The organism is Pseudomonas sp. X4 (assembly GCF_040784925.1).
GTDB lineage: Bacteria > Pseudomonadota > Gammaproteobacteria > Pseudomonadales > Pseudomonadaceae > Aquipseudomonas > Aquipseudomonas putida_Z.
On the sequence record NZ_CP160798.1, the window covers coordinates 707,152 to 734,140 of the forward strand.

Annotated in this window: 24 protein-coding genes; 11 read left to right on the forward strand and 13 right to left on the reverse strand. The window is 64.8% G+C overall.

Annotated features, from left to right (window positions below; translation table 11 throughout):
* Window positions 1-124 precede the first annotated feature (124 nt).
* Window positions 125-3,145 (reverse strand): FAD-binding and (Fe-S)-binding domain-containing protein, encoded by a 3,021-nt coding sequence (locus ABX298_RS03100; RefSeq protein WP_286100325.1) that lies wholly within the window; start codon window positions 3,143-3,145, stop codon window positions 125-127.
* 152 nt (window positions 3,146-3,297) lie between these two features.
* On the opposite strand from ABX298_RS03100, the gene ABX298_RS03105 reads away from it, so the two are divergent.
* Window positions 3,298-4,182 (forward strand): LysR substrate-binding domain-containing protein, encoded by an 885-nt coding sequence (locus ABX298_RS03105; RefSeq protein ID WP_013973663.1) that lies wholly within the window; start codon window positions 3,298-3,300, stop codon window positions 4,180-4,182.
* Window positions 4,183-4,358: 176 nt separating this feature from the next.
* On the opposite strand, the gene ABX298_RS03110 is transcribed toward ABX298_RS03105, so the two are convergent.
* The 6 genes from ABX298_RS03110 to ABX298_RS03135 form a co-directional block, all read right to left on the reverse strand.
* A complete protein-coding gene (locus ABX298_RS03110) occupies window positions 4,359-5,777 on the reverse strand; it encodes an amino acid permease (protein ID WP_075047028.1) in 1,419 nt (472 codons plus the stop codon).
* A 742-nt stretch (window positions 5,778-6,519) separates the two neighbouring features.
* Entirely contained in the window at window positions 6,520-7,587 is a 1,068-nt protein-coding gene (gene rluB, locus ABX298_RS03115) for a 23S rRNA pseudouridine(2605) synthase RluB (RefSeq protein ID WP_075045968.1), read from the reverse strand.
* A gap of 274 nt (window positions 7,588-7,861) precedes the next feature.
* Window positions 7,862-8,632, reverse strand: a complete 771-nt coding sequence (scpB, locus tag ABX298_RS03120) for an SMC-Scp complex subunit ScpB (RefSeq protein WP_061551279.1) — start codon at window positions 8,630-8,632, stop codon at window positions 7,862-7,864.
* Complete coding sequence (locus tag ABX298_RS03125; protein ID WP_162276787.1) at window positions 8,619-9,344, reverse strand: ScpA family protein; 726 nt, start codon at window positions 9,342-9,344, stop codon at window positions 8,619-8,621. Before ABX298_RS03125 ends, scpB begins: the two co-directional genes overlap by 14 nt.
* 125 nt (window positions 9,345-9,469) lie before the next feature.
* Window positions 9,470-10,099, reverse strand: coding sequence for an L-threonylcarbamoyladenylate synthase (locus tag ABX298_RS03130; RefSeq protein ID WP_038408376.1), 630 nt, complete (start codon window positions 10,097-10,099; stop codon window positions 9,470-9,472).
* Between the two features lie 13 nt (window positions 10,100-10,112).
* Complete coding sequence (locus tag ABX298_RS03135; protein ID WP_367394065.1) at window positions 10,113-10,973, reverse strand: PHP domain-containing protein; 861 nt, start codon at window positions 10,971-10,973, stop codon at window positions 10,113-10,115.
* A gap of 67 nt (window positions 10,974-11,040) precedes the next feature.
* On the opposite strand from ABX298_RS03135, the gene ABX298_RS03140 reads away from it, so the two are divergent.
* From ABX298_RS03140 to ABX298_RS03160, 5 genes are all read left to right on the forward strand, one after another.
* Entirely contained in the window at window positions 11,041-11,634 is a 594-nt protein-coding gene (locus ABX298_RS03140) for a septation protein A (RefSeq protein ID WP_003259096.1), read from the forward strand.
* Between the two features lies 1 nt (window position 11,635).
* The gene (locus tag ABX298_RS03145; protein WP_015271283.1) at window positions 11,636-11,935 is read left to right on the forward strand and encodes a YciI family protein; all 300 of its coding nucleotides are present in this window, start codon (window positions 11,636-11,638) and stop codon (window positions 11,933-11,935) included.
* A 205-nt stretch (window positions 11,936-12,140) separates the two neighbouring features.
* Complete coding sequence (locus ABX298_RS03150) at window positions 12,141-12,818, forward strand: response regulator transcription factor (RefSeq protein WP_367394066.1); 678 nt, start codon at window positions 12,141-12,143, stop codon at window positions 12,816-12,818.
* 101 nt (window positions 12,819-12,919) lie between these two features.
* On the forward strand, window positions 12,920-13,336 hold the full coding sequence (locus ABX298_RS03155; protein WP_137164566.1) for a Spy/CpxP family protein refolding chaperone: 417 nt from the start codon (window positions 12,920-12,922) through the stop codon (window positions 13,334-13,336).
* 60 nt (window positions 13,337-13,396) lie between these two features.
* On the forward strand, window positions 13,397-14,737 hold the full coding sequence (locus tag ABX298_RS03160; protein WP_367394067.1) for an ATP-binding protein: 1,341 nt from the start codon (window positions 13,397-13,399) through the stop codon (window positions 14,735-14,737).
* 235 nt (window positions 14,738-14,972) lie between these two features.
* Here the strand turns inward: ABX298_RS03160 and ABX298_RS03165 are convergent, their stop codons facing one another.
* Entirely contained in the window at window positions 14,973-15,530 is a 558-nt protein-coding gene (locus tag ABX298_RS03165) for a nitroreductase family protein (protein ID WP_025340139.1), read from the reverse strand.
* Between the two features lie 102 nt (window positions 15,531-15,632).
* On the opposite strand from ABX298_RS03165, the gene ABX298_RS03170 reads away from it, so the two are divergent.
* Window positions 15,633-17,087 (forward strand): TrkH family potassium uptake protein, encoded by a 1,455-nt coding sequence (locus ABX298_RS03170; protein WP_013973677.1) that lies wholly within the window; start codon window positions 15,633-15,635, stop codon window positions 17,085-17,087.
* Here the strand turns inward: ABX298_RS03170 and ABX298_RS03175 are convergent.
* Window positions 17,044-18,105 carry an AraC family transcriptional regulator gene (locus ABX298_RS03175; protein ID WP_025340140.1) on the reverse strand — a complete coding sequence of 354 codons (1,062 nt, stop codon included), beginning with the start codon at window positions 18,103-18,105 and terminating at the stop codon, window positions 17,044-17,046. The two genes, ABX298_RS03170 and ABX298_RS03175, sit on opposite strands and share 44 nt — an antisense overlap.
* A gap of 152 nt (window positions 18,106-18,257) precedes the next feature.
* On the opposite strand from ABX298_RS03175, the gene ABX298_RS03180 reads away from it, so the two are divergent.
* Window positions 18,258-18,569, forward strand: a complete 312-nt coding sequence (locus ABX298_RS03180; RefSeq protein WP_274079294.1) for a DUF962 domain-containing protein — start codon at window positions 18,258-18,260, stop codon at window positions 18,567-18,569.
* Between the two features lie 83 nt (window positions 18,570-18,652).
* On the opposite strand, the gene ABX298_RS03185 is transcribed toward ABX298_RS03180, so the two are convergent.
* Entirely contained in the window at window positions 18,653-19,465 is an 813-nt protein-coding gene (locus tag ABX298_RS03185; RefSeq protein ID WP_317409066.1) for a UDP-2,3-diacylglucosamine diphosphatase, read from the reverse strand.
* Window positions 19,466-19,596: 131 nt separating this feature from the next.
* Here ABX298_RS03185 and ABX298_RS03190 point away from each other — a divergent pair, with 131 nt between their 5' ends.
* Together ABX298_RS03190 and ABX298_RS03195 are read left to right on the forward strand one after the other, a co-directional pair.
* A complete protein-coding gene (locus ABX298_RS03190; protein WP_367394068.1) occupies window positions 19,597-20,364 on the forward strand; it encodes an AraC family transcriptional regulator in 768 nt (255 codons plus the stop codon).
* 184 nt (window positions 20,365-20,548) lie between these two features.
* Window positions 20,549-21,439 (forward strand): DMT family transporter, encoded by an 891-nt coding sequence (locus tag ABX298_RS03195; protein ID WP_367394069.1) that lies wholly within the window; start codon window positions 20,549-20,551, stop codon window positions 21,437-21,439.
* Between the two features lies 1 nt (window position 21,440).
* Here the strand turns inward: ABX298_RS03195 and ABX298_RS03200 are convergent, their stop codons facing one another.
* On the reverse strand, window positions 21,441-21,722 hold the full coding sequence (locus tag ABX298_RS03200; RefSeq protein ID WP_025340145.1) for a SelT/SelW/SelH family protein: 282 nt from the start codon (window positions 21,720-21,722) through the stop codon (window positions 21,441-21,443).
* A 67-nt stretch (window positions 21,723-21,789) separates the two neighbouring features.
* On the opposite strand from ABX298_RS03200, the gene ABX298_RS03205 reads away from it, so the two are divergent.
* Window positions 21,790-23,976 (forward strand): patatin-like phospholipase family protein, encoded by a 2,187-nt coding sequence (locus ABX298_RS03205; protein WP_238066738.1) that lies wholly within the window; start codon window positions 21,790-21,792, stop codon window positions 23,974-23,976.
* Between the two features lie 160 nt (window positions 23,977-24,136).
* On the opposite strand, the gene ABX298_RS03210 is transcribed toward ABX298_RS03205, so the two are convergent.
* Entirely contained in the window at window positions 24,137-24,574 is a 438-nt protein-coding gene (locus ABX298_RS03210) for a MarR family transcriptional regulator (protein ID WP_013973685.1), read from the reverse strand.
* 150 nt (window positions 24,575-24,724) lie between these two features.
* Window positions 24,725-26,872, reverse strand: a complete 2,148-nt coding sequence (gene recQ / locus ABX298_RS03215) for a DNA helicase RecQ (RefSeq protein WP_085589121.1) — start codon at window positions 26,870-26,872, stop codon at window positions 24,725-24,727.
* Window positions 26,873-26,989: the final 117 nt, after the last annotated feature.

Here is a 26,989-nt window from a genome sequence, read left to right on the forward strand (position 1 = left end):
CTGCACTGGCCCATCGCCGGCAAGCCAGCTCCCACAGGGTCCGCATGAACCAGGGCTGACGCTACACCTGTGGGAGCTGGCTTGCCGGCGATGGGCTGCAAGGCAGCCCCCGGGGCCCTGAAGGTCAGCGCTGGGCGTACTGCAGCACCACTTCCAGCGGGTGGCGCATCTGCCGCTCGGTCATGCGCTTGACCTGACTGCGGCACGAGTAACCGGTCGCCAGCGGCTCGCCTTCCTTGTCCAGCTTGGTCGCCCACGACTGCTCGAAGATGGTCCGCGAAGTGTCCTGGTTACGCGCCTCGTGCCCATAGGTACCCGACATACCGCAGCAGCCAGTCGCCTCGGTCACCAGCTTCAGGCCAAGGCGGGCGAACACCTGCTCCCACTGCCTGGTGCTGGCCGGCACGTTGGTCTTCTCGGTGCAGTGCGCCATCAGGCGGAAATTGCCCGGCGCGGTCGGTGCCTGCTCCGGCAGCACATCCATCAACCACTCCTGCGGCAACAGCACCTGCGGGCAGCCATCCAGGCCCGGCACTTTCTGGTACTCCTGGCGATACACCAGGGTCATCGCCGGGTCCAGGCCCACCAGCGGCACGCCGCACTCGGCCAGGGCCTTGAGCTGGGTGGCATTGCGGATCGCCGCCTTGGCGAACGCACCGAGGAAGCCCTGAACGTGCAGTGGCTTGCCGTTGGCACTGTACGGCGCCAGGAACACCCGGTGGCCCAGGCGGTGCGCCAGGTCGATGAAGGCCGACAGCAGCGGTGTCTCGAAGTAACGGGTAAAGGCATCCTGCACCAGCACGATGCTGCGCTCGCGCTGGGCCGGGGTCAGTTCACGCAGGGCCGGCACGCTGGCCACGCCGACGCGGCAGCGAGTCAGGGTGGCCTGGAAGTTGAAGCGGCTGATCAGCGGGCTGTCGACCATGCCGACCTTGTCGGCCAGCAGCTTGCTGACCCACTTCGAACCCATCACCGCGTTGTACAGCCCTGGCGCGTGGGCCAGGTACGGGATGGTGAACTCCAGCGAACCGATCAGGTAGTCACGCAGCGGGCGCTGGTAGCGGCCGTGGTACAGCTCGAGGAAGCGCGAGCGGAAGTCCGGCACGTTGACCTTGATCGGGCACTGCCCGGCGCACGACTTGCACGCCAGGCAGCCGGCCATGGCGTCATACACCTCATGGGAGAAGTCTTCCTGGCCCTGGCTGCGCGCACGGTTGTTGCGCAGGCGTGCCGGCAGGCCCTTGAGCCACGACACCTTGTTGCGCGCCGCCGCCAGCACGTCGATGTTGGCCTCGCCCTGCAGGCGCAGCCATTCGCGCATCAGCGAAGCACGGCCCTTGGGTGAATGCTGGCGTTCACGGGTGGCCTTCCACGACGGGCACATGGCGTCGTTGGGGTCGTAGTTGTAGCAGGCGCCGTTGCCGTTGCAGTGCACGGCGCTAGGGAAGTCCTGCCACACGCGTTCGTCGATGGTGCGGTCGAGGTCGCCGCGCAGGGTCACGCCATCGACCTTGGTCAGGCCCTCGGCGCTGCCTGGCGGGGTGCAGATCTTGCCCGGGTTTAGCTGGTTGTGCGGGTCGAAAGCGCCCTTCAGGCGCTGCAGCGCCGGGTACAGCTCGCCGAAGTACTCCGGCACGTATTCCGAACGCAGGCCCTTGCCGTGCTCGCCCCACAGCAAGCCGCCATAGCTTTTGGTCAGCGCCGCCACGGCGTCGGAAATCGGCTTGACCAGTGCGGCCTGGGCCGGGTCCTTCATGTCCAGTGCCGGGCGCACGTGCAGCACGCCGGCATCGACGTGGCCGAACATGCCGTAGGCCAGGCCGTAGCCATCGAGCAGTGCACGGAAGTCGGCGATGTAGTCGGCCAGTTGCTCCGGCGGTACCGCGGTGTCTTCCACAAACGGTTGCGGGCGTACTTCGCCCTCGATGTTGCCCAGCAGGCCCACCGAACGTTTACGCATGGTGTAGACGCGGGTCACCGCCTCGGCACCCTCGGCCAGGGTATGGCCCAGGCGCTCGACGCTGGTGTCGCTCTGCAGGTGCTGGATGAACGCTTGCACCTTGGCATTGACCACGGCCGGCTCGTCGCCGCAGAACTCCACCAGGTTGATGCCCAGGGTCGGGCGTTCGGGGTCGGCCGGGAAGTACTCGGCGACGCTGTGCCAGACGATGTCCTTCATCGCCAGCATCAGCACCTTGGAGTCGACGGTCTCGATCGACAGCGGCTTGTGCGCCATCAGCGCGTTGGCGTCACGCAGGGCATCCATGAAGCTGGTGTAACGCACGTTGACCAGCACGGCGTACTTGGGGATCGGCAGCACATTGAGCTTGGCTTCGACCACATAGCCCAGCGAGCCCTCGGCACCGCACAGCACGCTGTTTAGGTTGAAGCGGCCCTGCTCGTCGCGCAGGTGCGCCAGGTCGTAGCCGGTCAGGCAACGGTTGAGCTTGGGGAAGGTGGTTTCGATGAGGTCGGCCTGGGTTTCCTGGATTTCCCGCGCCATGCGGTACACCTCGCCGACCCGCCCAGGCGCGGCACAGGCCTGTTCCAGCGCGGCATCGTCGATCGGCAGGCTGTGCAGGCGCTCGCCCCCGAGCAGCACGCTGTGCAGCTCCAGTACGTGGTCGCGGGTCTTGCCATAGGTGCAGCTGCCCTGGCCGCTGGCATCGGTGTTGATCATGCCGCCGACAGTGGCACGGTTGGAGGTGGACAGCTCGGGGGCGAAGAACAGCCCGTGCGGCTTGAGCGCGGCGTTGAGCTGGTCCTTGACGGTACCGGCCTGCACCCGCACCCAGCGTTCCTCGACGTTGATTTCGAGGATCTTGTTCATGTGCCGCGACAGGTCGACGACGATCCCGTCGGTCAGCGACTGCCCATTGGTGCCGGTACCACCGCCGCGCGGGGTCAGCTTGACCTGCTGAAAGCGCTCCTCGGCCATCAGCGTGGCGACCCGCGCCACATCGTCGGCGTCCAGCGGGAACACCGCCGCCTGTGGCAAGCGCTGGTAGATCGAGTTGTCGGTGGCCAGCACCGTGCGGGTACCGTAGTCGGCACTGATCTGGCCACGGAAGCCGCTGTTGCGCAGGGCTTCGAGGAATTCGGGGTAGTTGGCGCTCGGGGCAACGGTCGGCAGCTGGGCGATCATCGAAGGATGGCCTCTTGATATTGGCTAATTCACGGGATTCCTGTCGTTCCGGCATGGGTGATGGCATGCGGAGGTGACGTGCAGGCCAATGTTCCTGTAGTTTCGCTTCAGGGGCAAACGGATAATCCTGCCGCTATTAATGACTTTCATGAATGAATTACCGCCATCTGACCCCGTCCATGTCGCTGCTACTGGCTTTCGAGGCTGCCGCCCGGCATGAAAGCTACACCCGCGCCGCCGCCGAGCTGTCGCTGACCCAGAGCGCAGTCAGCCGCCAGGTGCAGGCTCTGGAGCAGCAACTGGGCCTGACCCTGTTCCGCCGCGAGGGGCGCCAGGTGCAGCTGACCGATGTCGGCCGCCTGTACCAGCGCGAGCTCAGCGAGGCACTGGGGCGCATCCGCAGCGCCACCTTGCAGGCATTGGCCTACCAGTCGGGGGTGGGCACCTTGCGCCTGGCCACCTTGCCCACCTTCGGCTCGAAATGGCTGCTGCCAAGGCTGCACGCCTTCTACAGCGCCCACCCGGGCATGCTGGTGCACATACATTCACGCATCGAAGCCATCAACTTCGACACCAGCGAGATCGATGCCGCCATCGGCGTGGCCAGCCACGACCTGCCGGGGTTGATCTGCCATCGCCTGCATGCCGAGGAACTGGTGGTGATATTGCCGCCGGAGGCTGGCGCGGACAGCCAGGGCTGGAGCCCTGCACGCATCAGTGAAGAGGTGCTGCTGAATGTGGCCAACAACCCGCATGCCTGGGGCGAGTGGTTCTCGCACCATGGCCTGGCGCACCGGGCGATGCGCCTGGGGCCGAGCTTCGAGCTGACCTCGCACCTGATCCAGGCGGTACGCGCCGGGATCGGCATCGGCCTGGTGCCGCGCATACTGGTGGAGGAAGAACTGGCCAAGGGTGAGCTGTACAGCCCTGGGGTGGCATTTGCCAGCCAGCGCAGTTATTACCTGATCTACCCGCCGCGCAATGAGGCGTTGCCGTCGCTGCGGGCGTTTCGCAGTTGGTTGCTGGAGCAGATCTGATTTTTGCCTGTGCCGGCCTCTTCGCGGGTAAACCCGCTCCCACAGGTATAGCGCTGCTTTCAGATCAGGTGATGCCCCTGTGGGAGCGGGTTTACCCGCGAAGGGGCCGGTACAGGCAATAAAAAACCCGAAGCCAGTTCCTGACTTCGGGTTATCTGTACGCTACCTGCAGCGCCTTACTTGGCCACGCTACCAGCAGCCCCAAGCGCCTGCGCCCTGCGACGCGGCTTGACCATGTAGACCACGAACATGGCGAACAGCCACACCGGGATCGCATACACGGAAACCTGGATACCCGGGATCATCGCCATGATGCCCAGAATCAGCACCACGAACGCCAGGCAGATGTAGTTGCCATAGGGGTACCACAGCGCCTTGAACAGCGGCTTCTGGCCAGTGCGGTCCAGGTGCTGGCGGAACTTCAGGTGCGAGTAGCTGATCATCGCCCAGTTGATCACCAGGGTGGCCACCACCAGCGACATCAGCAGCTCCAGCGCGTTTTGCGGCATCAGGTAGTTGAGCAGCACCGCGATCAGCGTCACGCCTGCCGACACCAGGATCGAGCGCACCGGTACACCGCGGCTGTCGACCTTGGCCAGCGACGCCGGGGCGTCACCTTGTTCGGCCATGCCCAGCAGCATGCGGGCGTTGCAGTAGGTGCCGCTGTTGTACACCGACAGCGCTGCAGTCAGGACCACGAAGTTCAGCAGGTGCGCAGCCACGTCACTGCCCAGCAGCGAGAACACCTGCACGAACGGGCTGCTGCCATAGCTGCCGCCGGACGCATCAATGCTGGCGACCAGGTTGTCCCATGGGGTCAGCGACAGCAGCACCACCAGGGCACCGACATAGAAGATCAGGATACGGTAGATGACCTGGTTGATCGCCTTGGGGATCACGGTCTTCGGCTTGTCGGCCTCGGCGGCGGTGAAGCCGAGCATTTCCAGGCCACCGAAGGAGAACATGATGAAGGCCAGGGCCATCACCAGCCCGCTGACACCGTTCGGGAAGAAGCCGCCGTGCGACCACAGGTTGGCCACGGTGGCTTCAGGGCCGCCGCTGCCGCTGGTCAGCAGGTAGGCACCCAGGCCGATCATGCTGACGATGGCCACCACCTTGATGATGGCAAACCAGAATTCGGCCTCACCGAAGAACTTCACGTTCATCAGGTTGATGGCGTTGATCAGCACGAAGAACGCTGCCGCCGTGACCCAGGTGGGGATCTCCGGCCACCAGTAGTGGACATACTTGCCGACCGCCGAAAGCTCCGACATGCCCACCAGGATGTACAGCACCCAGCAGTTCCAGCCCGACAGGAAGCCGGCGAAACCACCCCAGTAGGTGTGGGCGAAATGGCTGAACGAGCCGGCCACCGGCTCTTCGACGATCATTTCGCCGAGCTGGCGCATGATCATGAAGGCGATGAAGCCGCAGATGGCGTAGCCAAGGATCATCGACGGGCCAGCGGATTTCATCACGCCTGCCGAGCCGAGGAACAGGCCTGTACCAATCGCACCGCCGAGGGCGATCAACTGGATATGGCGGTTCTTCAGGCCCCGCTTGAGCTCGCCTGAATGCATGTTTTGTCCACTCATGAACGAAGTCACCTGCATTGTTTTTATCTGTGACGGAATCGGACCCACCGCGCTCGTGGCGCAGCGGAATGGGCAAGGTGGTTACCTTGGGTTTCCTGACCTCAGGTGCCGCCGGGGCGGGTCAACCAGGCGTGGTCAAGAGTGCGCGGTACGCAAGGGAGTCACAGGTAAAACGCGGCGCACTGTATACCCCTGCAAACGCGCAGGCGTCAACGCGTTGCATCGTTTCCTCGGGAAAAAACGCAGCGATCCTGTGGTGTGGGCCTTGAAAGGCGAAGTGATCGGCGTACATGGCGCCTCCATTTGTTGTTTTGTCAGCCTGGCTCTGTGGACAGGCTTTTGCACACGGCAATGGCGGCTATAACACCGTGGGGCGGGGCTTTGGGCAAGGGTGGGCGGGGCTTGGCTGGCTGTTTTGACGGGGAGTCGGCGGCAAGGTTTGTTTACACGATTCGACCTAATCTGAAATCCGGGCTGAAACCGACCACATTCGTACAATTTTCTTTACAGGGTGGTTCGGGAACTTGCCAGTCGTCCGAAAATTCTTTTTGTTCAATATCTTGGGGCCGCTTTGCGACCCTTCGCGGGCTTGCCCGCTCCCACAGGTGTGTCGCTAAGCCCATGGTTCACGCGATCCCTGTGGGAGCGGGCAAGCCCGCGAAGGGCTGCGCAGCAGCCCCAAATTCTCACAGGCATAAAAAAACCAGCCCGAAGGCTGGTTCTCTTTCAACGCAAAGGCCAATCAACCACGCGGTTTGCCGCGGCCACGCCCTGCCGGCTTGTCACCTTCAGGCTTGGCCGGACGCTTGCGCATCTCGCTCGGGCGTTCGGCCACGGTGCTGCCACGGCCGGTCTTGCGCGGGGCCTCTTCACGCGGCTGGCGCGCCGGGCGTTCGCCAGCAGCAGCACCTTCGTGAGCCGGGCGCAGGTTGCGCACGCGCTCGCCACGGCCCAGCGGGCGGGTCGACTTGCGCTGCAGGCGCTCCATCTTGTCCTTGGCCTTGAGCTTCATGGCTGGCAGCGCCACCGGCTGCAGGCCCACTTCAGCAGCGAGGATGTCGATTTCGCCCTGGCTCATTTCACGCCAGCGGCCCATCGGCAGGTCGGAGTTGAGGAACACCGGGCCGAAACGCACGCGCTTCAGGCGGCTGACCACCATGCCCTGAGACTCCCACAGGCGACGCACTTCACGGTTGCGGCCTTCCATCACCACGCAGTGGTACCAGTGGTTGAAGCCTTCGCCACCTGGTGCCTTCTGGATGTCGGTGAACTTGGCCGGGCCATCTTCCAGCATCACGCCGGCCTTCAGGCGCTCGATCATCTCGTCGTCGACCTCACCACGCACACGTACCGCGTACTCACGGTCCATCTCGTAGGACGGGTGCATCAGGCGGTTGGCCAGTTCACCGTCGGTGGTGAACAGCAGCAGGCCGGTGGTGTTGATGTCGAGGCGGCCAATGTTGATCCAGCGGCCTTCTTTCGGCCGTGGCAGGCGGTCGAACACGGTCGGGCGACCTTCCGGGTCGTCACGGGTGCAGATTTCGCCATCGGGCTTGTTGTACATGATCACCCGGCGGGTGGCCTCGGCGGCCTCTTCGCGCTTGATCAGCTTGCCATCCACGGCAATGGCGTCGTGCAGGTCGACGCGCTGGCCGAGGGTGGCCTCGACACCGTTGACCTTGATGCGGCCCTGGCTGATCCAGGCCTCGACGTCACGGCGCGAGCCAACGCCAATGCGCGCCAGCACTTTCTGCAGCTTTTCGCCGGATGGAGGGGTGATTTCGGTATCTTGCAGGTCTTGCTCACTCATCTGGGCACCTCCCGGTGTAGGAATGAAATAAGGGTTCTGGCGACGAACGCGCCAAAAGGCCGCGCATCATACGCGGTTCGGCGGGGGAACGCACTGGAGGGTAGAGGGTTTTGTGGGCTTTGCGAGGGGTTTCTGCCTAATGGTTATGTATTGGCAGTACCGGCCTCTTCGCGGGTAAACCCGCTCCCACAGGTACCGCATCACTCTCAGGACCTGTGATATCGCTGTGGGAGCGGGTTTACCCGCGAAAGGGCCAGCACAGACAACACAAGACTCAAGGCTGCACCTTGCCCTCTTCTTCCACAGCAGCCTCAGCCTCTTCCTCGCGCAAATCATCGAAATCGGTCTTCAGCCCCTCTTCCATGGCATCCAGCTCCACCAGCAGGCTACGGAAGCTGGTCTCCTCCTTCGGCTCGGCAACCTCTTCCTCTTCCCCAAGGCTGGCATCCGCCAATGCCTGCAGGTGCGCCGGCACTGGCGCATCGTCCGGGTCGAGCAGCGGCTCGGGCTCCATCTCCCGCAGCTCGGCCAAGGCTGGCAGCTCGTCCAGGCTCTTGAGGTTGAAATGGTCGAGAAACGCCTTGGTAGTGGCAAACATCGCCGGCCGCCCGGGCACTTCGCGGTAACCGACCACGCGGATCCACTCGCGCTCCATCAGGGTCTTGATGATGTTGCTGTTCACCGCCACGCCACGCACATCCTCGATTTCGCCACGGGTGATGGGCTGGCGGTAGGCGATCAGGGCCAGGGTTTCCAGCAGCGCGCGCGAGTAGCGCTGCGGGCGTTCTTCCCACAGGCGCCCGACCCACGGCGCAAAGTCCTCGCGAATCTGCAGGCGGTAACCGCTGGCCACCTCCTTGAGCTCGAAGGCACGGCCATTGCACGACTTGCCCAGCAGCTCGAGAGCCTGCCTGAAGACCTTGGGCTCCGGTCGCTCGGCTTCCTCGAACAGTTCGTACAGGCGCTCCAGGGATTGCGGCTTGCCCGAAGCCAGCAGGAAGGCTTCGATCAGCGACGCCAGGTCGCGGGGTTCATTCAGGTTCATCAGGTTCTTCAACAAGCGCGGGGCGAAGCCGCACGTGGATGGCGGCGAAGGGTTCATTCTGCACCAGTTCGATCAGCGATTCCTTCACCAGCTCGAGAATCGCCATGAAGGTCACCACCACGCCCAGCTTGCCCTCCTCGGCGGCGAACAGCTCGACGAACGGCACGAAACCGCCGCCCTTCAGGCGTTCCAGCACCTGGCTCATGCGTTCGCGGGTGGACAAGGTCTCGCGGGTGATCTGATGGCTTTCGAACAGGTCGTTGCGGCGCATCACCTCGGCCATCGATACCAGCAGCTCTTCCAGGCTGACCTGGGGCAACAGCTTGCGCACCTTGGCCTGCGGCGCCTCCAGGCGCGGCACCACCACCTCGCGGCCAACCCGTGGCAATTCATCGATACCTTCGGCGGCGGCCTTGAAGCGCTCGTACTCCTGCAGCCGGCGGATCAGTTCGGCGCGCGGGTCGCCCTCCTCCTCCTCGACGTCGGCCGAGCGCGGCAGCAACATGCGCGACTTGATCTCGGCGAGCATGGCAGCCATCACCAGGTATTCGGCGGCCAGCTCCAGGCGCACGCTCTTCATCAGCTCCACGTAGCCCATGTACTGGCGGGTGATTTCCGCCACCGGGATGTCGAGGATGTCGATGTTCTGCTTGCGGATCAGGTACAGCAACAGGTCCAGCGGGCCTTCGAAGGCTTCGAGGATGACTTCCAGGGCGTCCGGCGGGATGTACAGGTCCAGCGGCAGCTCGGTCAGGGCTTCGCCATAGACCAGGGCCAATTGCAGTTGGCGAGGCACCTCGGCCTGTTCGGCCGGCGCCTCGGGCGCTTCCACCTGGCTCACGCGTTGACCAGGAACGGCGTGGGGTCGCCGCAGCCTTCACGGACCAGTTCCGGTTCATCACCGGAGAGGTCAATGATGGTCGATGCCTTGAGGTCACCGAAACCGCCGTCGATCACCAGGTCGACATGGTGCTCCAGGCGCTCACGGATCTCGTAAGGGTCGGTCATTGGCTCGGTATCGCCCGGCAGGATCAGGCTCACACTCATCAACGGCTCGCCCAGTTCAGCCAGCAAGGCCAGGGTGATGGCATGGGCCGGCACCCGTAGCCCGATGGTGCGGCGTTTATCGTGCAACAGCAGGCGCGGCACTTCGCGCGTGCCATTGAGGATGAACGTGTAAGGCCCCGGCACATGTGCCTTGAGCAGGCGGAAGGTGCCGGTATCGACCTTGGCGTACAACCCCAGCTGCGACATGTCGCAGCACATCAGGGTGAAGTTGTGGGTCTTGTCCAGCCCGCGCAGGCGCCGCACCCGTTCGATGGCCGCCTTGTCCCCCATCTGGCAACCCAGCGCGTAGGCCGAATCCGTCGGGTACACCACCACGCCGCCCTTGCGGATAATCTCGACGGCCTGCTTGATCAAGCGCTGCTGCGGGTTCTCCGGATGAATCTGGAAAAATTGGCTCACGTAGTCGTCCTGTTCATACCGCCAAAGGCTGTTCATGGTTGAATCGGCGCCACAGAGGTGGCAGGTCCTCGGGCAAAGGCCGGTAGGCACCGATCTCGCCCCAGGTGCCGGGGCCGTGGAAGTCACTGCCAGCGCTTGCCAGCAGGCCGAACTCACGGGTGAGGATGGACATCGTGCCCACCTGCTCGGCAGGCATCATCCCGTTGACCACTTCAAGCGCCTGCCCGCCTGCCTGAATATAGTCGGCAATCAGCCTTCTGCGCTTGCTGCGGGTCAGATCGTAGTGCATGGGATGCGCCAGGCTCACCCAAGCGTTGGACTGGCGCAGGGTGGCGACGGTTTCATCGAGCGTAGGCCAGTGCTGCTTGACGTCCCCCAGCTTGCCGGCGCCCAGCCATTTGCGAAACGCCTCGCCGCGGTCCTTGACGTGCCCGGCACGCACCAGGTACTCGGCAAAATGCGGGCGCGCCGGGGCGTTGCCGCTATCGCCCAGTTCGTGCTGCACGGCGCGGGCGCCGTCGAGGGTACCGGACATGCCCTTGGCCGCCAGCCGTTTGTCGATTTCTTCGGCGCGCAGCCAGCGGCCACGGTGCAGCGCTTCGATCGCCGCCAGCAGGGGCGGTGCGTCGAGCGGGAAGTCATAGCCCAGCACATGGATGGTCGCGCCACCCCAGGTGCACGACAGCTCCACCCCGCTGACCCAGTGCATGCCCTTGTCGCGGCATGCCTGGCGCGCCTCGGGCAGGCCTTCGATGGTGTCATGGTCGGTCAGTGCCAGCGTTTGCACCCCATGCTCATGGGCCCGGGCGACCAGTATCGAGGGCGACAGGGCGCCGTCGGAGGCCGTGCTGTGACAGTGCAGATCAACATTCATGGAGGAGCGCTTTCGCTGGAATCGATGTTTGTTATTATGCCGTCACATCCTGATTCTGGCTGCCATTGTGAAACAATTCATCGATTTCATCCCGCTGCTGCTGTTCTTCATCGTCTACAAGCTCGACCCGCGCCCCATGGAAGTCGCCGGCCACAGCTTCGAATTCGGCGGCATCTACAGCGCCACGGCCATGCTGATCATCAGCTCGCTGGTGGTCTACGGCGCGCTGTTCCTGCGCCAGCGCAAGCTGGAAAAGGGCCAGTGGCTGACCCTGGTGGCCTGCCTGGTGTTCGGCGGCCTGACCCTGACCTTCCACAGCGAAACCTTCCTGAAGTGGAAGGCGCCGGTGGTGAACTGGCTGTTCGCCCTGGGCTTCGCCGGCAGCCACTTCATCGGCGACCGGGTGCTGATCAAGCGCATCATGGGCCACGCCCTGAGCCTGCCCGATGCCATCTGGACCCGCCTGAACCTGGCCTGGATCGGCTTCTTCCTGTTCTGCGGCGCGGCCAACCTGTTCGTCGCCTTCACCTTCCAGGACTTCTGGGTCGACTTCAAGGTGTTCGGCAGCCTGGGCATGACCGTGATGTTCCTGGTAGCGCAGGGCGTGTACCTGTCGCGCCACCTGCACGACGACCCTTCTACCTCCAAACCCAAGGATTGACATGCTCTACGCCATCATCGCCAGCGACGTCGCAAACTCCCTGGAAAAGCGCCTGGCCGCCCGCCCGGCGCACATCGAACGCCTGCAGCAGCTGAAGGCCGAAGGCCGCGTGGTACTGGCCGGCCCGCACCCGGCCATCGACAGCAACGACCCGGGCGAAGCGGGTTTCAGCGGTAGCCTGATCGTTGCCGAGTTCGACTCCCTGGCCGCGGCGCAGGCCTGGGCCGATGCCGACCCTTACATTGCCGCGGGCGTGTACGACAAGGTGGTGGTCAAGCCGTTCAAGCAAGTGCTGCCTTGATCTGAGACCGCGTGGGCTTCTTCGCGGGCTTGCCCGCTCCCACAGGGACACCACAGGTCCTGAGGTTTGTGGGTTACCTGTGGGAGCGGGCAAGCCCGCGAAGAAGCCCACGCGGTACCGGCAGTTATACTGTTGCCATCAGTCTGCGGTATCTTTGCCACTGGCGGGCCGAATAGCCGCCGTCAATGGTTGAATTGAGTGAGTCATGAGCGAGCTGTTACTGATAGATGATGACCAGGAGCTGTGCGAGCTGCTCGGCAGCTGGCTGACCCAGGAAGGGTTTACCGTGCGCGCCTGCCACGATGGCCAGAGCGCACGCCAGGCCCTGGCCACGTATGCCCCGGCGGCCGTGGTGCTGGACGTGATGCTGCCCGACGGCAGTGGCCTGGAACTGCTCAAGCAGTTGCGCAGCGAGCATGCCGAACTGCCGGTGCTGATGCTCTCGGCCCGCGGCGAGCCGCTGGACCGCATCCTCGGCCTGGAACTGGGCGCCGACGACTACCTGGCCAAACCCTGCGACCCGCGTGAACTCACCGCTCGCCTGCGTGCCGTGCTGCGCCGCAGCCACCCCACCGCCACCACCAGCCAGGTGGAACTGGGCGACCTGGTCTACAGCCCTGCCCGTGGCGTGGCCAGCATCGATGGCCGCGAAATGACCCTGACCCTGTCCGAAAGCCGCATTCTCGAAGCCCTGCTGCGCCAACCCGGCGAGCCGCTGGACAAGCAGGAACTGGCGCAGATCGGCCTGGGCCGCAAGCTGACCCTGTACGACCGCAGCCTGGACATGCACGTCAGCAACCTGCGCAAGAAGATCGGCCCCCACGCCGATGGCCGGCCGCGCATCGTCGCCCTGCGCAGCCGTGGTTATTACTACTGCCTCTGAACTTCTTTACCGAGCCTTTACCATCCACTGACCGCGCTTGACGGTGATCTCCCTAGACTGTGCTCATCCGGTAACCACCGGCCCATGAAAGGAGAGACACCATGCGCAAGACCCTTATCGCCCTGATGTTCGCCGCCGCCCTGCCGACCGTGGCCATGGCCATGCCTGAAGGCGGCCCGCGCCACGACGGCCCACATCATCGCGGTGATGCGCCTTTCCACCAACTGGACCTGAGCCGTGACCAGCGCCAGCAGATCGGCAAACTGATGGGCGAGCAGATGAAACAGCGCCGCGACATCACCGAGCGCTACCTGTCCAAACTGCCGGCGGCCGACCAGAAGGCGCTGAAGGACGAACTGCAGGCCAACCGCGACAAGACCGACAGCGCGGTCCGTGCCCTGCTCAAGCCTGAGCAGCAGAAGAAGTTCGACGAACTGCAGAAGGAACGCGCCGCACAGAAAGCCGAGTGGCAGGAGTTCCAGGCCTGGAAAGCTGAAAAAGGCAACAAGGCCCAGTAAGCTGTCCGCCCGATGCCCGGCCCGCCTCAGTGCGAGCCGGGCTTTTCTTGTTTGCAGGAGGTGCACTTGCGTTCACTGTTCTGGCGCATCCTGGCCAGTTTCTGGCTGGCCATCACCCTGGTTGCGGGCCTGTCGATCCTGCTGGGCCATATGCTCAACCAGGACGCCTGGATCCTCAGCCGCCACCCGGGCCTGAATACCCTGGCCAGCAAGTGGGCCAAGCATTACGAACAGGAAGGCCTGGCTTCGGCACAGCACTTCCTGGAACGGCGCAAGGACCGCTACAAGATCGACGTGCAGGTGCTCGACGACAGTGGCGAAGCCGTGGTGCCCGGCACCTTCCCGCGCCGTGCGGCGGCCTTCGAGGCACGCCAGCACAATGACCAGCGTCGCCTGCCGTGGCGCCGGTTGACCGAGGAATACACCAGCCCCGACACCGGCGAGACATACCTGCTGATCTACCGCATCCCCCACCCGGCGCTGGATGCCTGGCACCGCGAAAGCCTGTTGTGGCCGCTCAGTGCGCTGGGCATTGCCCTGGTGGTGCTGACCCTGTTCAGCCTGCTGGTGACCCTGTCCATCACCCGCCCGCTCAGCCGCCTGCGCAGCGCCGTGCATGACCTGGGCCAGACCACCTACCAGCAGAACAGCCTGGCGCAGCTGGCGGCGCGGCGTGACGAGTTCGGCGTGCTGGCCAAGGACTTCAACAAGATGGGCGCGCGCCTGCAAAGCACCATCGGCAGCCAGCGCCAGTTGCTGCGCGATGTGTCCCATGAACTGCGCTCACCGCTGGCCAGGCTGCGTATCGCCCTGGCCTTGGCCGAGCGCGCCGAGCCTGAGCAGCGTGAGGCGCTGTGGCCACGCCTGACCCGCGAATGCGATCGCCTGGAAGACCTGATCAGCGAAATTCTCGCCCTGGCGCGGGTCGATGCCGAACAGGCCCATGCCGAGCCGGTCGACCTCAACGCCCTGCTCGGCAGCGTGCGCAAGGACGCCCAGCTCAGCGCACCAGAGCAGGATGTGCGCCTGGAGGCACAGCCGGGGTTGACCTTGCAGGGTTGGCCAACGCTGATCGAGCGTGCCGTGGACAACCTGCTGCGCAACGCCCTGCGCTTCAACCCGCAGGGCCAGCCAATCGAAGTCAGCGCCATGCGCGAGCAAGACCGTATCGTGATCAGCGTGCGTGACCATGGGCCGGGGGCGGCGGCGGAACACCTGGCGCAGCTGGGAGAACCGTTCTTCCGTGCGCCGGGGCAGGATGCGCCGGGGCATGGGCTGGGGCTGGCGATTGCACGCAAGGCGGCGGAGCGGCATGGTGGCAGCCTGGTGCTGGAGAACCATCCACAGGGAGGCTTTGTGGCGCGGCTGGAGTTGCCTGTGACTGAAGAGACAGGCAGTTGATTTGATGTAAATGCTCCCGGCCTCTTCGCGGGTAAACCCGCTCCCACAGGTACCTGTGCAAGGCCTGAAGTTTGCGCCATACATGTGGGAGCGGCGGGCGGTTGATGTGCTGTAAAGGCACCCGCCCTCTTCCACAGGTACTGTGCAAGGCTTGAAATTTGCGCAACACCTGTGGGAGCGGGTTTACCCGCGAAAGGGCCGGATGCCTTGATACTGCAATCAGCCCAAGGCCGCGTTACTCGCCCCAGGCACTGACGAAATCAGCAGTTTCCAGAATCGGCGCGGTGCGCGGCTCGGTCAGCGGCGTACCCACATACAGATACCCGATCAGCTCCTCGTTCGCGGCCAGCCCCAGGCCCTTGTGCACATGGGCATCGAAAGCCATGTCCCCGGTGCGCCACACCGCACCGATACCTTGCGCATGCGCCGCAATCAGGATGCCGTGCGCAGCACAGCCTGCCGCCAGCCGCTGCTCGGACTTGGGCACCTTGAAGTGGTCCTGCAGCTTGGCAACCACCACGATCAGCAACGGCGCCCGCAGGGGCATGGCGCGGGCCTTGTCCAGGGCAGCCTGGCTGGCATCCCCCTTGTGCTGCAGCGCTTCGGCGAACAGCTCACCCAGCTTCTCGCGGCCCTGGCCTTCGATGGTGAGAAAGCGCCACGGCCGCAGCTGGCCGTGGTCCGGAGCGCGCAGGGCGGCCTGGAACAGCGCCTCGCGCTGGGCGGCATTGGGCGCCGGGTCGGTCAGGCGTGGCACGGAAACACGGTTGAGCAATGCGTCGAGAGCCTCCATCGGCTACCCTCCTGGCAGGTAAATGTGCCGCCATTCTAGCGTTTACATCACCAGACCCATAGGTAGAATGGCGCCCTTCCGTTTCGAGTCAGAGCAGATCACATGGCGTTGCCGACCTTAAGGATCATTGGTTTCATCATCGGCATCTTCCTGATTACCCTCGCCGTCAGCATGGCCGTGCCAATGGCGACCCTGGTGATCTTCGAACGCACCCGTGACATGCCGTCGTTCCTCTGGTCGAGCCTGATCACCTTCATCGCCGGCCTGGCCCTGGTGCTCCAGGGCCGCCCCGAACATGTGCACCTGCGCCCGCGCGACATGTACCTGCTGACCGTCAGCAGCTGGCTGGTGGTGTGCGTGTTCGCCGCCCTGCCGTTCCTGCTGACCCAGCACATCAGCTACACCGACGCCTTCTTCGAAAGCATGTCGGGCATCACCGCCACCGGCGCCACGGTGCTCAGCGGGCTGGACAACATGTCACCGGGCATCCTGATGTGGCGCTCGATGCTGCACTGGCTCGGCGGTATCGGCTTCATCGGCATGGCGGTAGCGATCCTGCCGCTGCTGCGCATCGGTGGCATGCGCCTGTTCCAGACCGAATCGTCCGACCGCTCGGAGAAGGTCATGCCGCGCTCGCACATGGTCGCCAAGTCGATCGTGGGGGTATACGTCGGCTTCTCGATCCTGGGCGCGCTGGGCTTCTGGTGGGCCGGCATGAGCCCGTTCGATGCGATCAACCACGCCATGTCGGCGATTTCCACTGGCGGGTTTTCCACCTCCGACCAGTCGCTGGCCAAGTGGGATATCCCGGCCGTGCACTGGGTCGCGGTGGTGGTGATGATCCTCGGCAGCCTGCCCTTCACCCTTTACGTGGCGACCCTGCGCGGCAACCGCAAGGCACTGATCCGCGACCAGCAGGTGCAGGGTTTGCTGGGCATGCTGGTGGTCACCTGGCTGGTGCTTGGCACCTGGTACTGGGCCACCACCAACCTGCACTGGCTCGACGCCCTGCGCCACGTTGCGCTGAACGTGACTTCGGTGGTCACCACCACCGGCTTCGCCCTGGGTGACTACAGCCTGTGGGGCAACTTCTCGCTGATGCTGTTCTTCTACCTGGGCTTCGTCGGTGGCTGCTCCGGCTCGACGGCAGGTGGCATCAAGATCTTCCGCTTCCAGGTCGCCTACATCCTGCTCAAGGCCAGCCTCAACCAGCTGATCCACCCACGCGCAGTGATCAAGCAGAAGTACAACGGCCACCGCCTCGACGAAGAAATCGTGCGTTCGATCCTGACTTTCTCGTTCTTCTTCGCCATCACCATCTGCGTCATGGCGCTGCTGCTGTCGTTGCTTGGCGTGGACTGGATGACCGCCCTGACCGGCGCTGCCGGCACGGTCTCGGGTGTGGGCCCGGGCCTGGGTGAAGTGATCGGCCCGTCGGGCAACTACGCCACGCTGCCGGACGCTGCCAAGTGGATTCTTGCCAGCGGCATGCTGCTCGGCCGATTGGAAATCATCACCGTGCTAGTGTTGTGCATGCCGGCGTTCTGGCGTCACTGACCACCTCGGGCTCGGCACCCAGGCGGGCGCGGTACTCACTGGGCGTGGCATGGAACCAGCGGCGGAACGCCCGGTAGAAGTTGCTGGGGTCGGCAAAACCCAGCAGGTAGGCGGTTTCCAGCAGGGTCATGCCTGGCTGCGCCAGGTACTGTTCGGCCAATTCGCGGCGGGTATCGTCGAGCAGGGTCTGGAAGCTGGTGCCTTCTTCCTGCAGCCGCCGCTGCAAGGTGCGCTGCGACAGGTGCAGGGCCTGGGCCAGGGTTTCGCGCTTGGGCTCGCCCTGCGGCAGGATGCGGCACAGTACCTGGCGCACGCGGTGGGTGACCCGGCTTTCCGAGAAACGCGCCAGGTATTCGCCGGCAAAGCGGTCATGCAGGATGGCCATGGCTTCGTTGGCGGTGGGCAGCGGCGCCTCCATGTCGGCGCGCTCGAACACCAGCGCATCGTGCGGCGCACCGAACACCAGCGGCGAATGGAACGCCACCTTGTACGGCTCGATATTCTTTGGCTGCGGCCCCTGCACCAGCACCCGGCGCGGTTGCACCGGCCGACCGCTGAGCCAGCTGCACAGCGCCAGCGCGCAGGCCAGCGATGCCTCGGCACTGTGCCGGGTCGGTGGCAGATGGTCGCCGTGTACGGTCAGGATCAGCGAATAACCCTCGGGGCCGAGGACGAAGCTGAGGTCGGAGCTTTCGGCGATGATGCGCTGGTAACGCACCAGGCGCTCGAAGCCTTCGGCCAGGGTGCGGCTGGACATCAACGCATAGCCCACCACATGGAACGACGCCGGGCGCACCACCCGCGCCATGTTCAGGCCTATGGCCTCGTTGCCCGACAGTTCCACTGCCAGTTGCCACAGCCGGGTCATGGAGTCCTGGGGAAAGCGCGCGTCGGGGTCGTCGAGGGCAGCGAAATCCAGCCCCAGCTGCTTGAACATGGCCCGGCAGTCCAGCCCTTCCAGCTCGAGTGCCTTCACGATCCCTGATGCCCAGCTGGCTGACGTGGTTCTTTCGCTCATGACAGGCATTTATGCTGACCGCTCCTGCGGTGAACCCCAAGGATATTCAATTGGCGCCTATTGTCACTGATAGGCCTCGCCAGTCACTCTAGACTCGATTCAGGCTCCACGCCGTGCATCTTGTCCAGAAGTATTAATCCCGGAGCACTGTCATGAACCGCACAGCGCAGTTTCGCAGTTTTGCCGAGTTCTACCCTTACTACCTGGGGGAGCACAGCAACCCCACCTGCCGCCGCCTGCACTTCGTCGGCACCAGCCTGGTGATAGCCCTGCTGGCCTTTATCATCGGCAGTGGCAAATGGTTGTTGCTGCTGGCCTTGCCCGTGTTCGGCTACGGCTTTGCCTGGGTCGGGCATTTCTTTTTCGAAAAGAACCGACCTGCGACCTTTACCCATCCGCTGTATAGCCTGATCGGGGATTTCGTGATGTTCAGGGATATCCTGCTGGGCAAGATCAGCCTGTAGATTTTTTGGGGCCGCTTTGCGGCCTGTGGGAGCGGCCTTGTGTCGCGAAAGGGCTGCAAGGCAGCCCCCTTGGCCCTCAACCCCTACGCCGGTTCGCGCACCGCCGCCGCTGCCTGCGCTCCACGCGCCTGCGCCTCCGCCAGCCGATAAAGCTCGATCGTGCCATCCCAATGCTCGATCAGCGCCGTGCACGACTCCACCCAATCCCCGCAATTGAGGTACTCCACCTCCCCCACCTGGCGAATCTCGGCATGGTGGATATGCCCACACACCACCCCATGAAAACCGCGGCGGGTGCACTCGTGGGCAATGGCATCCTCGAAGTCGCTGATGAAGTTCACCGCGCCTTTGACCTTGTGCTTCAGGTACGCCGAGAGTGACCAATAGCCGTATCCATAGCGGGCACGCCAGTGGTTGAGCCAGCGGTTGAGCACCAGGGTGAACTCGTAGGCACGGTCACCGAGGAACGCCAGCCAGCGGTGGTAACGGGTAATCACGTCGAACTGGTCGCCATGGATCACCAGCAGGCGGCGGCCATCGGCGGTCAGGTGCTCGGCCTCGTCCACCAGCTGGATGTTGCCGAGCATCAGCTTGGAGTAACGGCGCAGGAATTCGTCATGGTTGCCGGTGACGTAGATCACCTCGGTGCCGCGCTTGCTCATGGTCAGCAGGCGGCGGATCACGTTGGTATGGGCTTGAGGCCAATAGATTCCGCCGCGCAGCTTCCAGCCATCGATGATATCGCCCACCAGGTAGATGCGGTCGGCCTGGTAGCCCTTGAGGAACTGCGACAGGTGTTCGGCCTGGCAGTCGCGGGTACCCAGATGCACATCGGAAATCCACAGGGTACGCACGCGTTGCTTGCGCGAGGGACGGGACAGTTCGGCATGGGTCATGGGCGGGCTCCGGCGCAGTTTGCTGGAGACTGACAGGCGCGGATGACAGCGCAGTGGCAAAACCGTTACGAGTGATGGACTGCAGGGAATGAGGCACAATGCGGTTCTGCCCTGCGAGGACGACTCTCCCCATGACCGCCGGCCCGATCCTCTCGCTGCGCCATTACCGCGACAGCCTGATCGCCCACAGCCACGAACACCCGCAACTGGTGTTCGGCCTGCGCGGGCGCCTGGAGTTCGAGGTGCAGGGGCATGGCGCCGGGATCGATCGACAGGGGCTGATCGTGGTACCGGCGGGCGCCCATCACACCTGCGCCAGCGATGGCGGCAGCGATTGCCTGGTGCTGGATGTACCAGGGGACCACTGGTTGCGCGAGCAACTGGGCGAACATGCCGACGCCAGCCGCCGCCTGCTCGACCGCCCCGCCGCCTTGGGCCTGGACGAGCGCCAGCAGCAATTGGTGGACTGGCTGGCGACCAGCCCCATGCACGACCCGCTGATTGCCCGGCAAGGGGCAGCGCTGCTGCTGGCCAGCCTCAACCCCACGGCAGCAGCCAGCGTCGCAGCCAGCCAGCGCCTGCCCTATGCCGCCTTCGATGCGCATATCGAGCGACATGCCGCCTACCCGCTGCAAGTGGCTGACCTGGCGCGCATCGCCGGGTTGTCCAGTGCCCGCCTGCATGCGCGCTTTACCGCGGAATGCGGGATGACGCCGATGGACTACATTCGCCAGCGGCGCTTGCTCAAGGCGCGGCGGCTGGTGATGCAGACCTTGCTACCGATGGGGGAGATTGCGGCGCAGGTGGGGTACAGCTCGCAGAGTGCGTTTTCGGCGGCGATGTTGCGGGCGTTCGGGTGTACGCCGTTGGCTTTGCGGCGAGAGTCTGGCGACAATTGACGCCAGTCTTGCGACAGACCGCCTTTGCCTGTGCCTATACACTTTGCCTGTGCCGGCCCTTTCGCGGGTAAACCCGCTCCCACAGGTACTGCGCAAGCTTCAAAAGCGGTGCAGTAACTGTGGGAGCGGGTTTACCCGCGAAGAGGCCGGCACAGCCAGTAGAGATCTTGAGCAAGGACCACCCATGAACCACCGCACCGCCCTCGGCGCCCTGCACATCGGCGCGCTGTTCTTCGGCCTCACCGGCGTCTTCGGCAAACTGGCCGCCAGCGCCAGCCCGGCGATCATCGTCTTCGGCCGCGCCGCCTTCGCCGTGCTCGCCCTGGCCCTGTTCGCCAGCCTGGCCGGGCCGGGCTGGCAACGCCTGAGCGGCCAGGACGCCCGCCGCCTGCTGCTCGGCGGCGTGCTGCTGGCCGGGCACTGGGTCAGTTTCTTCATCGCGGTAAAGGTCGCCGGCGTGGCCATCGCCACCCTCGGCTTCGCCAGCTTCCCGGCCTTTACCGTGATCCTCGAAGGCCTGCTGTTCCGCGAACGCATCCGCCGCAACGAGGCTTTGCTGGTGTTGCTGGTCAGCATCGGCCTGGTACTGGTCACACCGGCATTCGACCTGGCCAGTGAAGCCACCGGCGGCCTGCTCTGGTCATTGCTGTCGGGGCTGCTGTTCTCCCTGCTGTCACTCACCAACCGCGCCGGCTCCGGCCGTCTGCCTGCAGTGCAGGCGGCGCTGTGGCAGAACCTGGTGGTGAGCTTGTGCCTGCTGCCGTTCGCGGCACCGGACCTGGCCGGCGTAGCCACCATGGACTGGCTGTGGATCGCCCTGCTCGGCATCTTCTGCACCGGCGTGGCGCACAGCCTGTTCGTCGCCAGCCTGTCGGTGATCAAGGCGCGCACCGCCGCCGTGGTGTTCGGCATGGAACCGGTCTACGGCATTGCCGTGGCCTGGGTGGTGTTCGCCGAAACCCCGACCCTGCGCATGCTGCTGGGCGGCGCGCTGATCATCTTCGCCATCGTGCTGTCCAGCCGCCTGGCCGCCGAGCAACCGCCCAGGCAGCGGCCGCTGGCCGAGGGCGCCTGATTCAGCGGTCGTTGTGGCCCAGGTCACGCTGCGGGTCGATCTGGTCGCGCACCCGCTGCTTCAGCACCTTGGCCTCGGGGAAACCACCGTCGGCCTTGCGCTCCCAGATCTGCACGCCATTGCAGGTGATGCGGAAGATACCGCCGGTGCCAGGCTCCAGGGCCACCCGGCCAAGGTCGTCGGTGAAGGTGCTGAGCAGTTCCTGGGCCAGCCAGGCGGCACGCAGCAGCCATTGGCACTGGGTGCAATACGTGATGACGATTTCCGGTTTGCTGTCGGCCATGGTGAGGCATCTCCAGGTGAGGGGCCGCTTATACTAGCGGTCTTTAGCCCACGGTTTGAGACTCACGATGCGCCGTTTGCTGTTCTGTTTCCTGCTCACCCTCACCTCCCTCACGGTATTCGCCGCCGAACCGGCCAGGCCCAAGGTTGGCCTGGTGCTGTCGGGGGGCGCGGCCCGTGGCCTGGCCCACATCGGTGTGCTCAAGGCCCTGGAGGAACAGGGCGTGCGCATCGACGCCATCGCCGGCACCAGCATGGGCGCGGTGGTCGGCGGCCTGTATGCCTCGGGCTACAGTGTCGAAGAGCTGGAAAAACTCGCCACCACCCTCGACTGGCAACAGGCGCTGTCCGACGCCCCGCCGCGCAAGGACGTGCCGTTCCGGCGCAAGCAGGATGACCGCGACTTCCTGGTCAAGCAGAAGCTCAGCTTTCGCGACGACGGCAGCCTGGGCCTGCCGCTGGGGGTGATCCAGGGCCAGAACCTGGCGCTGCTGCTGGAAAGCAAGCTGGCGCACACCGCCGACACCCGTGACTTCGACAAGCTGCCCATTCCCTTCCGCGCAGTGGCCACCGACATCGCCAGTGGCGAAAAGGTGGTGTTCCGCCGTGGCCACCTGCCCCAGGTGATCCGCGCCAGCATGTCGATCCCGGCGGTGTTCGCCCCGGTCGAACTGGATGGCCGGCTGCTGGTGGATGGCGGCATGGTCGACAACATCCCGGTGGACGTCGCCCGCGAAATGGGTGTGGACCTGGCCATCGTGGTCGACATCGGCACCCCGCTGCGTGACCGCAAGCAGCTGGCCACGGTGGTCGATGTGCTCAACCAGTCGATCACCCTGATGACCCGGCGCAACTCGGAAGAACAACTGGCCAGCCTGCACCGCGACGACATCCTCATCCAGCCACCACTGACCGCCTTTGGCGTCACCGACTTTGGCCGCGCCCGGGAAATGATCGAGGCCGGCTACCGCGCCACCCGCCTGCTTGACCCGCGCCTTGCCGCCCTGCGCCAGCCCGAAGGTGACAGCAGCCTGGCCGTGGCCCGCTCGCCGCGCCAACGCACGCCGACGATCACCGCGATCAGGATCGAAAACGACTCCAAGGTCAGCGACGAGGTCATCCGCTCGTACATCCGCCAACCGATCGATGCGCCGCTGGAGCTAGGCCGCCTGCAGACCGACATGGGCACGCTGTACGGCCTGGACTACTTCGACCGGGTGCAGTACCGCGTGGTGCACAAGGGCGACGACAACACCCTGGTGATCAACGCCCGCGGCCGACGCGGTGGCACCGACTACCTGCGCCTGGGCCTGAACCTGTCGGACGACCTGCGCGGCGACAGCGCCTTCAACCTGGGCGCCAGCTACCGGGTCAACGGCATCAACAGCCTCGGCGCCGAATGGCTGACCCGTGGCCAGATCGGCGACCAGCAGGAGTTGTACAGCGAGTTCTACCAGCCGCTGGACGTGGGCTCGCGCTACTTCATCGCGCCGTACCTGGACTTCAGCTCGCAGAACATCGAAGCCACCCTGGACAACGACCCGGTGGCCGAGTACCGCCTGGAGCGTTACGGCTTTGGCCTTAACGTGGGGCGGCAGATCGGCACCAACGGCGAAGTGCGCCTGGGCGTGGGCAAGGCCTGGGGCGAGGCCGAGGTACGCATCGGCGACCAGGACCTGCCCAAGGTCAGTTTCAACGAAGGTTTCTACGAGCTGAAGTACTCGTTCGACACCCTCGACAACGTGTACTTCCCGCACAGCGGCGAGGATATCGGCCTGACCTTGCGCAAGTATGACCAGTCGCTGGATTCCGACCAGGATTACCGGCAGTGGATGTTCAACCTGGACAAGGCCCTCAGCAGCGGGCCGAACACCTTCGTGCTGGGCGGGCGCTACGGGCGCACGCTGGATGATACCGAAGTGGTGACCTCGAGCTTCGTGCTGGGTGGCGCGCGGGAGCTGTCAGGCTTCCGCCAGGACTCGGTGTCGGGGCAGAACGTGAGCCTGATGCGCATGGTCTACTACCGCCGCCTGACACCACGGGCCTACGTGCCGCTGGACTTCCCGCTGTACATCGGCGGGTCGCTGGAGCGAGGGCGGGCGTGGAACAACGACAACGATTTCGACAGTGGCTACATCAATGCGGCGAGCATCTTCCTGGGGCTGGAGACGCCGTTGGGGCCGTTGAACCTGAGCTACGGGGCCAACAGTGCGCATGAGCAGGCGGTGTACCTGAACCTTGGGCATACCTTCTAGGGCTTCATCACTTTCAGGGCCGGTGAGATCCCTGTGGGAGCGGGTTCACCCGCGAAGCAGGCGACGCGGTGCATGGCACCGGCTGCGCCGGTGTTCGCGGCTAAAGCCGCTCCCACAGGGACAGCGGCAACTTGAAGGCCGCAAAGCGCCCCCAGCCCCCTCAGGATTTCTCCAGGTTGGCCAGGATCTTGGCATGCACCCGCATGCACACCTGCAGCTCCGCCTCGTCCACCCCGGTGAACAGCTCTACCCGCAATTGATTGGCAATGGTCTCGATCTGGTCGATCAGTGGCTTGGCCGGCGGGCACAGCACAATCTTCTTCGCCCGCCGGTCTTCCAGCACCGCCTGCCGGCGTACCAGCCCCTGCGCCTCCAGGCTGTCGAGCAGGCGCGCCAAGGTCGGGCCTTCGACGCCCACGCTCTGGGCCAGCTCACGCTGGGTCGGGGCCTCTTCGAAACGGGCCAGGTGCAGCAACACCAGCCAGCGCGCCTGGGACAGGTTGAGCCCGGCCAGGCGGCGGTCCAGCTCGGCACGCCAACCCCGGGACATCTGGGCCAGCTGCATGCCGAAGCGGTGTTGGTTGTCGGTCAGGGGCATAAGCAACTCATTGAACAGATCTAATTATTAGGCAGCTAACCATGGCCCGTCCCACGAGGCAAGGCTCGGGCACCCTGGAATGTTCGATAATCGTCAAAAAACATGACAAAGGTCAGCAGATGGCAGTTCTGCCTTCGATGCTGTCGTCACTTACAGCTCGAACTCGGCCGCCAGCGCAGCCCGCACGCAGTACAGCACGCCCTCCGGTACCCGCGCCCCGAACAGCGGCGCAATCGCCGATACCGGTGGCAGCTCGCCCTCGCCATCGAGGAAGGCATCCTGCACTTCCATCAACAGGTCTTCCGGCAGGTCCAGGGCCTGTTCCAGGCTCAGTTCCTGGCGGCCCAACGCCTCGGCCAACAGGCTGTAGACGTTCTTCTCGCTGCAGTTGAGCTGCCCGGCGATCTGCGCCGGGGTCATGCCGGCACGGGCCAGGCTGACCAGTTCGTGGCGCAGGTCGAGTACCACTTTCGGCGCTTCGTCGGTGCCGCCGCTGTTGTTCAGCACCTCGAGGAAGGCCTGGCCATAACGCTCCAGCTTGCGCGCGCCCACGCCGCTGACCTGGGCCATGTCGCTGAGGCTGACCGGCTGGCTGCGCAGCATCTCCAGCAGCGTCGAGTCGGGGAAGATGACGTAGGGCGGCACGCTGTGCTCCTCGGCCAGCTTGCGCCGCAGGGTACGCAGTGCTTCCCACAGTTCGCGCTCTTCGGCACGCACCAGCTGGCTGGCCGGGCTGCCGCCACTGGACGACGAAGTCCTGGCGGTGGTCTGCGGCTTGAGGTCACGGCGCAGCTGCAAGGTCACCTCACCACGCAGCAGCGGCCGGCAGCTGTCGGACAGGCGCAGGCCGCCGTAGCCTTCCAGGTCGATGTCGACCAGGCCGCGCGCCACCAGCTGACGGAACAGCGAACGCCACTCGACTTCGGCCAGCCCCTTGCCGACGCCAAACACCGAGAGCTTCTCGTGGCCGAAATTGCGCACCTTCTCGGTGTCCTTGCCCAGCAGCACATCGACCAGGTGACCGACGCCATAGCGCTGGCCGGTGCGGAACACCGCCGACAGCGCCTGACGGGCCGGCTCGGTGGCGTCCCAGGTCTGCACCTGGTCGACACAGTTGTCACAGTGCCCGCACGGTTGCTCGAGGGTTTCGTCGAAATAGGCCAGCAGCGACTGGCGGCGGCAGCGGGTTTCTTCGCACAGGGCCAGCATGGCGTCGAGCTTGTGCTGCTCGATGCGCTTGTGGCGCTCGTCACCTTCGGAGTTCTGCAGCATCTGCTTGAGCATCACCATGTCCTGCAGCCCGTAGGCCATCCAGGCATCGGACGGCAGCCCGTCACGGCCGGCACGGCCGGTCTCCTGGTAGTACGCCTCGAGCGACTTGGGCAGGTCAAGGTGGGCGACAAAGCGCACGTTGGGCTTGTCGATACCCATGCCGAAGGCGATGGTGGCGACCATGATAAGGCCTTCCTCGTTGAGGAAGCGGTGCTGGTTGGCTGCACGCGTCTCGGCAGCCAGGCCGGCGTGATACGGCAGCGCGGGGAAGCCCTGGTCACAGAGGAAGGCGGCGGTTTCGTCGACTTTCTTGCGCGACAGGCAATAGACGATACCGGCGTTGCCGCGGCGCTCGCCGAGGAACGCCATCAGCTGCTTGCGCGGCGCCTCCTTGGGCACGATGCGGTAGAAGATGTTGGGCCGGTCGAAACTCGACAGGAAGCGCTCGGCGCCTTGCAGGTGCAGGCGCTGGACGATCTCCTCGCGGGTGCGCATGTCGGCGGTGGCGGTCAGCGCGATGCGCGGCACATGCGGGAACAGCTCGGCCAGCTGGCCCAGTTGCAGGTATTCGGGGCGGAAATCGTGGCCCCATTGCGACACGCAGTGGGCCTCGTCGATGGCGAACAGCGAGATATCCAGGTCGCGCAGGAAGTCGAGCATGCGCGGCTGCACCAGGCGCTCGGGCGCCAGGTACAGCATCTTCACTTCGCCACGGCGCAGGCGCCCGGCCAGGTCACGCTGCTGCTCCGGGGTCAGCGTGGAGTTCAGCGCAGCAGCCGGCACACCCAGTTCGTCGAGCGTGGCGACCTGGTCGTCCATCAGTGCGATCAATGGCGAAACCACCACCGTCAGGCCCGGGCGCAGCAGCCCCGGCACCTGGAAACACAACGACTTGCCGCCGCCGGTGGGCATCAGCACCAGGGCATCGCCGCCATTGGCCACGCAGTCGATGATCGCTGCCTGGCGCCCGCGGAAACTGTCGTAGCCGAAGACGTCCTTGAGAACGCGCTGAGCCTGTTCGAGCATGTGCAACTCCACAAATCGCCGTACCATCCCGGATACAGGCTGGACGAAAAACCCGCCCCGCACACGCCAAATGCGTAAGCGGTTTTTGCCAGGTAGCCGGCAAACCCTGCCCCTGGA

Excerpts from the sequence above, each read along its gene's own strand:
- ABX298_RS03100 (WP_286100325.1), bottom strand. The coding sequence starts at position 3,145 with ATGATCGCCCAGCTGCCGACCGTTGCCCCGAGCGCCAACTACCCCGAA.
- ABX298_RS03105 (WP_013973663.1), top strand. The coding sequence starts at position 3,298 with ATGAATTACCGCCATCTGACCCCGTCCATGTCGCTGCTACTGGCTTTC.
- ABX298_RS03110 (WP_075047028.1), bottom strand. The coding sequence starts at position 5,777 with ATGAGTGGACAAAACATGCATTCAGGCGAGCTCAAGCGGGGCCTGAAG.
- rluB (WP_075045968.1), bottom strand. The coding sequence starts at position 7,587 with ATGAGTGAGCAAGACCTGCAAGATACCGAAATCACCCCTCCATCCGGC.
- scpB (WP_061551279.1), bottom strand. The coding sequence starts at position 8,632 with ATGAACCTGAATGAACCCCGCGACCTGGCGTCGCTGATCGAAGCCTTC.
- ABX298_RS03135 (WP_367394065.1), bottom strand. The coding sequence starts at position 10,973 with ATGAATGTTGATCTGCACTGTCACAGCACGGCCTCCGACGGCGCCCTG.
- ABX298_RS03145 (WP_015271283.1), top strand. The coding sequence starts at position 11,636 with ATGCTCTACGCCATCATCGCCAGCGACGTCGCAAACTCCCTGGAAAAG.
- ABX298_RS03150 (WP_367394066.1), top strand. The coding sequence starts at position 12,141 with ATGAGCGAGCTGTTACTGATAGATGATGACCAGGAGCTGTGCGAGCTG.
- ABX298_RS03155 (WP_137164566.1), top strand. The coding sequence starts at position 12,920 with ATGCGCAAGACCCTTATCGCCCTGATGTTCGCCGCCGCCCTGCCGACC.
- ABX298_RS03165 (WP_025340139.1), bottom strand. The coding sequence starts at position 15,530 with ATGGAGGCTCTCGACGCATTGCTCAACCGTGTTTCCGTGCCACGCCTG.
- ABX298_RS03170 (WP_013973677.1), top strand. The coding sequence starts at position 15,633 with ATGGCGTTGCCGACCTTAAGGATCATTGGTTTCATCATCGGCATCTTC.
- ABX298_RS03175 (WP_025340140.1), bottom strand. The coding sequence starts at position 18,105 with ATGAGCGAAAGAACCACGTCAGCCAGCTGGGCATCAGGGATCGTGAAG.
- ABX298_RS03180 (WP_274079294.1), top strand. The coding sequence starts at position 18,258 with ATGAACCGCACAGCGCAGTTTCGCAGTTTTGCCGAGTTCTACCCTTAC.
- ABX298_RS03185 (WP_317409066.1), bottom strand. The coding sequence starts at position 19,465 with ATGACCCATGCCGAACTGTCCCGTCCCTCGCGCAAGCAACGCGTGCGT.
- ABX298_RS03190 (WP_367394068.1), top strand. The coding sequence starts at position 19,597 with ATGACCGCCGGCCCGATCCTCTCGCTGCGCCATTACCGCGACAGCCTG.
- ABX298_RS03195 (WP_367394069.1), top strand. The coding sequence starts at position 20,549 with ATGAACCACCGCACCGCCCTCGGCGCCCTGCACATCGGCGCGCTGTTC.
- ABX298_RS03200 (WP_025340145.1), bottom strand. The coding sequence starts at position 21,722 with ATGGCCGACAGCAAACCGGAAATCGTCATCACGTATTGCACCCAGTGC.
- ABX298_RS03205 (WP_238066738.1), top strand. The coding sequence starts at position 21,790 with ATGCGCCGTTTGCTGTTCTGTTTCCTGCTCACCCTCACCTCCCTCACG.
- ABX298_RS03210 (WP_013973685.1), bottom strand. The coding sequence starts at position 24,574 with ATGCCCCTGACCGACAACCAACACCGCTTCGGCATGCAGCTGGCCCAG.
- recQ (WP_085589121.1), bottom strand. The coding sequence starts at position 26,872 with ATGCTCGAACAGGCTCAGCGCGTTCTCAAGGACGTCTTCGGCTACGAC.